This window comes from Kosakonia oryziphila (genome assembly GCF_900094795.1).
Taxonomy (GTDB): Bacteria; Pseudomonadota; Gammaproteobacteria; order Enterobacterales; family Enterobacteriaceae; genus Kosakonia; species Kosakonia oryziphila.
Map to the genome: position 1 here is coordinate 33,228 of NZ_FMBC01000041.1, position 9,511 is coordinate 42,738.

9 protein-coding genes and 1 pseudogene are annotated in these 9,511 nt (G+C 42.4%); 7 read left to right on the plus strand and 3 right to left on the minus strand.

Annotated features, from left to right (window positions below; genetic code table 11):
• Positions 1-236: 236 nt before the first annotated feature.
• Both GA0061070_RS17985 and GA0061070_RS25210 read left to right on the plus strand, forming a co-directional pair.
• Positions 237-439 (plus strand): annotated as a pseudogene (locus GA0061070_RS17985) (hypothetical protein); the annotation flags it as partial.
• 201 nt (positions 440-640) lie between these two features.
• Positions 641-817 (plus strand): hypothetical protein, encoded by a 177-nt coding sequence (locus tag GA0061070_RS25210; RefSeq protein WP_167353592.1) that lies wholly within the window; start codon positions 641-643, stop codon positions 815-817.
• Here GA0061070_RS25210 and GA0061070_RS25595 read toward each other — a convergent pair.
• Together GA0061070_RS25595 and GA0061070_RS17995 are read right to left on the minus strand one after the other, a co-directional pair.
• Positions 769-882: a hypothetical protein gene (locus GA0061070_RS25595; RefSeq protein WP_244153168.1), complete on the minus strand. Its 114-nt coding sequence runs from the start codon at positions 880-882 to the stop codon at positions 769-771. The genes GA0061070_RS25210 and GA0061070_RS25595 overlap by 49 nt on opposite strands.
• 530 nt (positions 883-1,412) lie before the next feature.
• Positions 1,413-2,453 (minus strand): glycosyl hydrolase family 18 protein, encoded by a 1,041-nt coding sequence (locus tag GA0061070_RS17995; protein ID WP_167353593.1) that lies wholly within the window; start codon positions 2,451-2,453, stop codon positions 1,413-1,415.
• Between the two features lie 1,527 nt (positions 2,454-3,980).
• Between GA0061070_RS17995 and GA0061070_RS18000 the strand changes: the two genes are divergently transcribed.
• The 3 genes from GA0061070_RS18000 (at position 3,981) to GA0061070_RS25215 (ending at position 6,103) form a co-directional block, all read left to right on the plus strand.
• Entirely contained in the window at positions 3,981-4,553 is a 573-nt protein-coding gene (locus tag GA0061070_RS18000) for a hypothetical protein (RefSeq protein ID WP_090137391.1), read from the plus strand.
• Between the two features lie 620 nt (positions 4,554-5,173).
• Positions 5,174-5,590 (plus strand): winged helix-turn-helix domain-containing protein, encoded by a 417-nt coding sequence (locus GA0061070_RS18005; RefSeq protein ID WP_090137392.1) that lies wholly within the window; start codon positions 5,174-5,176, stop codon positions 5,588-5,590.
• 360 nt (positions 5,591-5,950) lie between these two features.
• Entirely contained in the window at positions 5,951-6,103 is a 153-nt protein-coding gene (locus GA0061070_RS25215) for a hypothetical protein (RefSeq protein ID WP_167353594.1), read from the plus strand.
• Between the two features lie 135 nt (positions 6,104-6,238).
• Here GA0061070_RS25215 and GA0061070_RS18010 read toward each other — a convergent pair whose 3' ends face one another.
• Positions 6,239-6,706, minus strand: a complete 468-nt coding sequence (locus GA0061070_RS18010; RefSeq protein ID WP_090137393.1) for an SgcJ/EcaC family oxidoreductase — start codon at positions 6,704-6,706, stop codon at positions 6,239-6,241.
• A gap of 885 nt (positions 6,707-7,591) precedes the next feature.
• Between GA0061070_RS18010 and GA0061070_RS18015 the strand changes: the two genes are divergently transcribed.
• Positions 7,592-7,780 carry a RepB family protein gene (locus GA0061070_RS18015; protein ID WP_244153167.1) on the plus strand — a complete coding sequence of 63 codons (189 nt, stop codon included), beginning with the start codon at positions 7,592-7,594 and terminating at the stop codon, positions 7,778-7,780.
• A 248-nt stretch (positions 7,781-8,028) separates the two neighbouring features.
• Entirely contained in the window at positions 8,029-9,219 is a 1,191-nt protein-coding gene (locus GA0061070_RS18020) for an alginate lyase family protein (RefSeq protein ID WP_167353595.1), read from the plus strand.
• Positions 9,220-9,511 lie beyond the last annotated feature (292 nt).

Consider the following 9,511-nt stretch of genomic DNA (forward strand, 5'->3'; position numbering starts at 1 on the left):
TCGTGATTTTTGTTTTTTTCTGTTAAATATTTTGATTAAAGCAGTGTAATTAGTTTACATATGGGATCTCAGTACATGGAGCCTGAAGAATAATGGAGTGAGACAGAAGGTGGCTGGAGGCTGGGCTATACCCAGCATAAACACTCGCTGAGCCTGGAGATAAGTTTGTGTAACCAACTGATTTTTATATGTTAAACCCAACATCAAAAGCAAGTCATTTGATGGACGAAAAATAGTTGCAGGCTCTGACTAACAAACGGGTCAAGAATCTTAAAAACCCTGAATATCTTAGCCAGTTTGATCGGCTGCTGAAGAAAACCAGTGTTGAAGCAGCTCTCAACGCTGAAACGACTCACCTATGAACTACGATAAAACTCAGCCCAAATCAGTAGCCAATACCCGCAATGGTTACTCAATAAAAGCCGTTACCACTGTTGATAGCCTACAGGAGCAACCTAAATATCCGCAAATCAGCAAAAGCTGGCGTGCGCACCGGGAAAACCTCAATACACTCTTCCGTTATCTGCCGGATATCCAGCTAAGTCGTTTTGAGGCGGGTGAGTTGGTGCCCGGTCAGGTTGTCAAGGCTTCGGAGGTGCCGTGGATGCTGCAGGCGCGCTATGCTGCAGACTAACTGGATATGGAGCTTGAGGAATACAACCGCAGCGGTGATCTGCGCCTGCTGCAAACTTTCCTGGCGGATAACGCCCGCTGGCTGAGTACACACACGGATCCGGACAACTATGCCAACCAGGTGGACGTGCTGCACTACCTGCACAGGGATGCGGAGGCATGCACCTTAATGCCCCGCGCATAAACCTCTTGCAGCATAAAAGCCAGAGGGTCATAACCGGGTGCTTTGCCCACGGTTCCGGTCAGCACATCTGACCAGGGCAATATCGAAGAATCCCACAAGGCTGTGCCGTCCGCTTTAACCTGGAAAACACCGTATTAATACCCGTTTTGACCATCTAATCCAGCGCGTCGGCCAGCCCCTTTTTCTGGGTGCGAATGCGCTCCTCCGCCGTTTCCGTTTTCAGGGGATCCGCTGGCGGCCAGTCAAGACTGAAGACCGTAGTCAGCTATATTCCCCGCATCGGCGTTGAGGTTGATGCCGACTCCATACGTTTAACCGGTTCAGATCCTTTTGAGCACCCGCTCACGCCAGACCATTAACAGCCACACGTGTATTTTGTTTGCACCTGTCAGCCTCAGCTTTCTCCTTTCGGTTGTGACTGGAGCGGAGAACTGCGATATTTTTCATTCAGTGCGCGGGCAATGGCTTCGGTTTCTGCATCCGCATTGCGGTTGCTGCATAATCCGGAAACTCCCTGTACAAATCGCCGACTTGGCCCATCCGGGCGATACGGGGGTTAAAACTCCCGGTTCCCCTGCCGTGCGGAACGTTTCGTTTATGCATCTGCAGATGAGGTTGCGTGGATTACATCCCATAGGACAGGACTCTCATAAGAGGCGGCCCAGAATGCCGCACCCCTAAATCCGTATGTCCGGATAAGGGCCAGCCTGTCTATTACGGACTGATTATTGCTGTACCAGACCGTATGTTTATCACCCTCTGCGCTAACGTAAGTGAAGGTTTCCTCTTTCTCGGTATCGCTGTAAATCACCTCGCTTTGTGGATACTTATTGCGCAGTCGGATCACATTCTCGTAGAGAACGCTTTTTACCTTCTCCCCACCCCAGTCACGTCCGTACAGCGGGATACCTATTTCCACCCTGTTCGCGGCGCAGACGTTACGGCGAGTCCAGTCACAGATATTTTTCACCCACTGGAATCCGGCCATCGGTCCGGGAGGTGTATTCGGCGCATGCTGGTCGTAGGCCATTACCCGCAACACTGATGCTGTTTCTGACAAGGCTTTGTAGTCATAGACTGCGGGAATAAGCTTGCCACGCCAGACGTCAAAATCATCAGACCAGCGGGCCATTACGGTTATGGACAATAGTTTGTTCACCAGGGACAGTTCTGACGAAATACGCTGGCATAATTCCGTATAAACTCCACGCACCCTCTTTGCAGTCGGTACATCAGTTGTCAGTGCAATGTATTCCAGGTCCAGATCAATGCCATCATATCCGTTAGCCATCACTTCCTGTCTGACTCTCTCAGCCAGTCTTTGCTGTTCTGAACGGTCAGAAAACAGCCGAATAAAATCTTCCGGCATTAGCGTGGTAGTAATAGTTGGCGTCACTGAGGCGCCGTTTTTTTTCAGTAGATCACGCGTAGCCTTGTCCGGAATCTTCATACTGTCTGAGCCGGGTTTTGCTATCAGAATGCCGGCGTCATTAATCTCATACCAGAATGGTGATGCGTTTTTGACGCATTGTTGCTGCAGGGCTTTTAGCGTCGAATCCAGCGATTTTTGCATTCGCCAGTTGGGCAACCAGATACTGTTGCTTAACTCTGATATTGTATCTTTATCGTTTATCATTGTTTTTCTCCTTAAACTACATGAACTGGCGATGCCCATCCCCAAAATCATGAAGGCACCTGATATCAGAAATCTCCGTCGATTGTTCATTCAACTCCTCTCCATAGAATGCTCCGGGAACGCTACCGTCCCTGTATTCGTCTTCACATCGTAGCCATGCCAGGAGTAATCCCCGCCGTCAGAAAAAGAAACTCTGAAATGTGATATATTTTGCATGCGCCTGTGTTCAGTTTGCGGCATTGTAGTTGTTTTGTAGCAAGCTGAATTATTAGACGGTTGACGCCATGAAAACGGAAAAGCTTTATCAGTAAAGAACGCTATTCCCAACAGTACGACAAGATGATTGAGTTTCACAAAAACCGTCGCCTACCCAGAACGCGCTGTTATATCTTTATTTATATAAAAATTAAAAATCAAACGTCCGACTATTTCATTGATTCACTGACACTCAACTTTACATTAGCAAATGCTCCACCAGTATTATTGATGATGGCATTTCCATTTTATTCTTTATGCCCGGTTTTATTTCAAGAAGCCAGAACCACACAGAAGCAGTAATACCCCGAAACATTATTAACCATTTGTTAAGCATGTGTGGCGGACAAGTACTACCGTTTGCTTTAATTACAGATAGTCTCCACGACAATTCTTTTTTTGGGTAGTTATATACGCTATTTTTCAATATTTAGTTTTAAATATCACAAAATAATAATTTGCAGGGTATTATTTCAACAACCAAGAATGTATTCATAGTGACACCAAATTTTTCACCATGACAGACTAAGTTACCACAAGCAGGAAACAGTATTATCTCGTTTCTTCAGACGTGAAGAAAGTTATTTTCTACTTCCTGTAAATATAAATTTTCAATTCCCCCCCCACACACATCCGTCGAACACAGTAGAGTTAGGTTTATAACACCCCCAACCCAAAGAGGTCACCTGAGCAGTCATTGGCTACAGAATGCCACAGTTTTGCTTTCAAAATGCCAATTGAAATGACAGATACACTCCTCCATAACTCACACCACGCAACAATTAGGCACAATGATTTTGTACAATCACGCATTTTGCAAGTTTCTGAGAACAATGCAACCAGCGAAATATAAATACTTTCTCAAAAAAACAGATTAAAAAATCTAAATATGCTGAAATTATCAATCAATATTGCTAAAGGAGATGAGATTGCTCAGGATGCTGACAAGTAAGGTTAAGTGGTAATCAGATAACTTATGAAAAAAGTTCCTAAGCCAGATGACTCAGTAATGGTGAATCCTTTGAATTCGATGGTCAGTCGCGATGCAATCGTTTACAGGCTACGTAAATATGGATTTATTGAAATCGCCACCCTGAATGATTTCCTTTATTTTTTTGTGGCATTGTTCCAGACCGTGCGAGTTATATTTATATAAAGGAAAAACTACAAGAGTGCCTGGATATACATAATAACGGCAGTAGTTATTTTCTCGAAATACACAGACTGGTACGGGATATTGACCATGCCATGACCATATAAGGAGCAATCACTGTGAATAACAAAACGTGCATTGTACTGACCGAAGATCACTACTTGTATCACGGTTTTAGACATCTTGCCGGCGATTATGACTGTATGATGTGCGACTTCTCAGGAAAACAAATAAGTCATATAGAGTTTTTGCATCCCATTCTTATCGTTGATCTCAGGATGTTAATTACCGGGAAATGGGTTGGATTTGCGAAGCTCAGAGAGCGATATCCGAACTCTCTTTTTTTACGTTTGTCGCATCGTTCAGTAAGTGGGTTTATATCCGGAAACGCGGAGCTTGAAGCTGACAATAAATATATTCATAACACTATTTTCCGCATGGCCTCAACCATTCCCTGCGCCATGTATTTTGATGACAGGAATGACGACAGCGCAACAAAACTTACAAAAGTCGAAGACAGACTGATACCACTGTTCGCTGGTGGAAAAATTATCGCGTTGCAGTCCAGGAAAGGTAGATGCTCAACCAAAACGCTTTATGCACACAGGATTAAGATCAGTTACAAACTGGGGTTGCGGCGTCCTATCTTACTTTTTTCCTCAAAAGTATGTCTGACAAATTTTTTGCAGTAAGGCAAACTGGGCTTAGTATATTTGAATACGACTGCAAGTAAGATCTATGTTTTGAACCATCATTGAAGGCGGCTGGCTTGGTTTAATGCCATTTCATTATTCAGTTAGTTCTCCTTCTGGCAAGACGAATCTCCTCCGTGAGCATAGGTTTTATGCCCTGGTGTTAGTCACTCTGCTTCTTATAAAAGGTTTACCTCTGTAAAGCAAGCAAACCACTGACAACATGTTTATGTATTTTAATATTAGCCTGGAGACACTGATTGACCTGAACAAATTCCATATATTTTCTCATGGTTTCTAGAGCCTGAAGCCTGTGGATGGTCTCGACGATCTGCTGTGACTCTGTCGTATTTAAGTCCAACACATCCGCAAATATGGTATCAAAGATGCTTAGATGACTATGTGCGCAAAGCCGAGAGAGTAAACTCGCAGATAAATAATAGTCTTACAAACGATACGGCAACTTCTTTGGCCCTGCCTTTTAAATTACACATATATTTAGTCAATTATTATATTTCCACATGAAAGATGGAATTGGTGCATTAGCAATGGGTTGTATATCTATAATGCTTTTGGCATTTATCATGTGTCAGTTTTAAACGCAACAAGCGGAGGTTTTTGTGCAGTATATAATAAATAGTTCGATAGTTTTTGACAGAGGAGATGGTACACTCAAACACCCGGAGAGCAATGACGTAGTCCAACTTCCTCTTCCTGCACAGCGCTTGCTACTGATAATTCTCGAGTCTGGAGGTGAAATTCTCAGCAGGGATTTTTTATTTCGTGAGGTTTGGGACAAATTCGGGCTTACTGGTTCGAATAGCAATCTTAACCAGTATTTGAGTCTTTTACGCCGAAATATGATGGTATTTGGTTGTGAAAATTTTGTTATAACTTTGCCAAAAGTTGGAATAAGGCTTGATGAGCATATCAGCATTGTGAAGGAGCCAAAAGAGAAATTATCTGACCATCCTTTTGTTCCGGAACCGGCTGAACCACAGGACAAAAAAAATCAGACACATTCTTTTTTAAATTAAGTCTGATCGGTCTAATCGTGCTTATCTTTATTACGTTAGTAAGCGTATGGATCCTTAATGTCAGGAATACAGCACGTGCTCCAGTATTTTCAGCACATACCTTACAAGCAGGTTGTATTATTCACACTATTAAATCTGAAAGTGAGTACCACGGTGGAAAAATCGAAAACCAGGTGCTTAAGATACTGAAAAAAAATAGTCTTCCTTGCTGGAAAGGATTTAATATTTATTACTTTGACTACTACACTTCAAGCCCCCTCCAAACATATGGACGGACAATGCTGTCACTTTGTCGCCCGGCAGCCAATGGGGTAAACAGAGCGTGCGATAACGTTTATTATTTAGACCGGAAAGAAATTAATGATTAAGAAAACTGTATTCACTCTTATTGCTGCTATGTTGGTTATCGCACCTTTAGTTGTTAAGCTGGCACAAGATAAAATAAATTACCATTTAAATGCCTCGCCTTCACAAGATATGCTCTTGATGACGAGGACAGGAAAGTCCATATGAACATATCCCATGATTTGAGGCTTTATTCTTCTGACAAGAGATATCTTCTGCTGAACGGGAATGTTGTTGACGGTGACAAAAGGACGCAAGGGTAATTTATTACTTAATATTTAAGCCGCCCTAAAACCTACAAATTTAACCTCCGGGCATTGCAGATGAATGGTGGGAAGAAATTTTCCATTCTTTTCCATCCCAGACATAGGTAAATGTATAACGAGCAGAGACTTTGGTTTTATCTGCAAATGTGAAAGTATATGTTCCTATGTCTATTGCTTTATTGCACCCCAGGCGTATCGTTCTACTATCAATCTTACCAACTGGTTTTTTCTCAAGAAAATGCTCAAAGTAATCAGTTCTTTCTTCGTCTGTAAGCCTTACCTTATTTGATACTGTAGGTAATAAAACTGCATCACTAAGATAATTTTCGCTGACTTTTTTAGCATCACCAGTCTGAAGTGAAGCATTCCATTTATCAAATAATGCTTCTATTTGTGAACGTTCAACTTTTGCACAAGAACTTGTCGTTGTGGCAAATGAAACATTCGTCACCAGCATTAATGCAGAAAAAATTCCCAGTGATTTAATCCCATGTTTATTATACATAACGTTTCCTTATGATTAAAAATAACAAACAACGAGAGAATATTAATAACAAAAATATGTTTTAAAAGCAATTTTTATTTGCTTTTCATTTGCTTACAATTACATACAGACGTTAGCGTTATCTTTTTCATTGGTGAATTTGTAACGGGGATTTTCTTTTAAACAAATATTAAACGGCACTACTTAAATCCCCACCGGGGTTATTATCACAATGCAAATATATGACATCAAGTACCATAAACACAGAGTCACCTATTCGGGGACTGATACAGTTCGGCTAATTGCAGCTCTGTGGCCCCCTCCACTTCCGACTAACAATATGCTGACAACCTCATCCGAAAATAGTTTTTAGTGATGGCTAAAGCAAACAACTCCCGCAGTAATCCTGAAGGATAAAATAACAAGCCACCTCAGTTGAGCCGGAGAAAAATATGGCAATATTAATGCTGTAATATTTCTCCTCATGAATATGTTCAAATAATTTTCCGAGAAATTCCGACACGGCTTCACTCCCAATAATGTATCAGTTGCTCTGGTAACCCTCCTCTGTTTCATAACACTACCTACACCAGCGGTGAGAAGCAGGCGGGAGACACTCTGTGAAAAAGGAGAGCGTGCTTGTTGTGAGGGATAAGCCGACCACAGCCCGCAGCTACCTGAACCACTGGGCATCGCGCTGGGTGTAGAACAAACGTACTGACAGCCTAAGAAACGATCCTCACACGCAAACCGCGCGCCAACACGGGTTAAGTTAATAAAGTAAGTCACTGATTTCATTAATCTGTAGTATTTTCTGCAAAGTTCCAGACTTGATGCCTGAGGAGGCAGAGATGTCGCAGCCTGAAAAATGCAGTTTCCTCATCGAATGAAAATGAAGACCATCTGTTGAGTGCTTCAGAGCGGCAACGAAGTTTTGTTGTGCGGAAGTGTGAAACATGCAAAGAAATTAAGATACTTGTACCGAAGAAGCCCAAGAACAAATTTCAGGGAATGTGCGCAGAGAGCGGTCTGAGTCAGGCAGAATTGTTTAGCCGTTTAATTGATAAGGATGGGCCAAACGGCGTTATTGGCTGACATTCGTGCTTGAGTGAGCGCGTAATTATAACTGCTCGCAATTGATATCCCCCGGCTTGTTATCAATGCAATTTTAGCTCATATTAAATGGCAAAGAAAAATCCTCCAGGGCCCACGATGACTGCATATGAAATTTGCTCTGAATGTATAGGTCATATTATGTTTTCCTTCTCGCCGGGGTAGCTGTCGGATCTGGATTATATTGTTGTATGACTATAGACTATTCTTATGTTATTAAGAGGATAATTATGATTAGATACATTTTTATATTTTTTATTTTGCCGTCTTTTTTTTGTGGTGAGGCTGTGGCTGAGAGCAGCTTTAATCACCCCGGTATATTCGTGAGTTTAAAACAATTGCAATATGTTAAGGACAATCTATCCAGTGAGCCGTGGAAATCAGCCTACGAAAAGGTTTTACAAGACCCTCTCGCTGACAAAAATTACGAACCAACCCCCTGGAGTACTGTTGAATGTGGCTCCTTTTCTAAAACAAATAATGGATGTAAGGATGAAGTGAGAGATGCTCAGGCTGCTTATACACAAGCGTTGTTGTGGAAGCTTAGCGGTGAGACTGTCTATGCTGAAAATGTACGCAAAATTTTGAATGCCTGGGCTAATACCCTGACGGGGGGCCACACAAATAGTAATGGACCATTGCAGGCATCCTGGTCCGCAGAAATGTTTACCCGCGCAGCTGAAATTGTTAAGTACACTTATACAGGTTGGCCTCAATCAGAAAAAGACAAAGTAGCTAAGTTATTTGCGAAGCAATATTACCCCGATATTTCACGAATGTTTACCGGTAGCTATGCTTGTTATAATAAGAACTGGCATGCAAGTGCGATTGAGGCAATGTTAAATATTTCAGTTTTCAATGAAAAGAAGAACTGGTTTAATGATGCCATAAAAAAATGGCGTAGTCTTGTCCCGGCCTATATTTATCTGTCGTCAGATGGCTCCAGACCTAAAAATGCCTCGTGGTGTTCACTCAATAACTCACAAATAAACGCACACTGGAATAATCCAAAAAGTTACGTTGATGGTTTGACCCAGGAAAGTTGCCGTGATTTCGAGCATACTGCTTACGGTCTGGCAGCTATAATCAATACTGCCGAGACAGCCAGGTTGCAGGGAGTCGATTTATACCAGGATAAGGATAGTGATGCCCAGAAACGCATTATTAAAGCTATGGAATTGCACAGTGCGTACCAGACTACTGCTTTATCTGATAAATTATGCCAAAACTATGATGGTTACAAACTCAATACCAAAGGTACATTTGAAGTCGGATTTAACCAGTACTCTGTACGCCAGGGACTTAACCTTCCTCAAACTTCTGCATTCCTGGTAAGCACCAGGCCAACCAAAGGGCATTTTCATTACCTCTGGGAGACATTAACTCATGGTTTGGTTGGTGATCGTAACCACGGTAACTGACCTTCCTGTTGGCAAAGACAGATTAAACCCGCCCGTGTCAGGTATACACAACGGTTGCAGGATGCAGAATTACGGCCATCAACGGAAAGTACGGGCGGCTGGCGATGGTCTGTAAAAGTAGAGGTCAATAAACCGACAGAGCTGGAAAAGTCGATCAGATGTGAAGCTGGCAACAATCGCTTATATGAGAGAAAATATCGGGAGTGTTAGAAATTCTGTGTCATTCCAGTAATATACAATCAAAAAGGAATGACACATGTCCCAGCCCTTCGATTTTGACAAAGCACTTAAG

Coding starts and splice junctions, on each gene's coding strand:
- GA0061070_RS25210 (WP_167353592.1), top strand. CDS start 641: ATGGAGCTTGAGGAATACAACCGCAGCGGTGATCTGCGCCTGCTGCAA.
- GA0061070_RS17995 (WP_167353593.1), bottom strand. CDS start 2,453: ATGATAAACGATAAAGATACAATATCAGAGTTAAGCAACAGTATCTGG.
- GA0061070_RS25215 (WP_167353594.1), top strand. CDS start 5,951: ATGATTAAGAAAACTGTATTCACTCTTATTGCTGCTATGTTGGTTATC.
- GA0061070_RS18010 (WP_090137393.1), bottom strand. CDS start 6,706: ATGTATAATAAACATGGGATTAAATCACTGGGAATTTTTTCTGCATTA.
- GA0061070_RS18020 (WP_167353595.1), top strand. CDS start 8,029: ATGATTAGATACATTTTTATATTTTTTATTTTGCCGTCTTTTTTTTGT.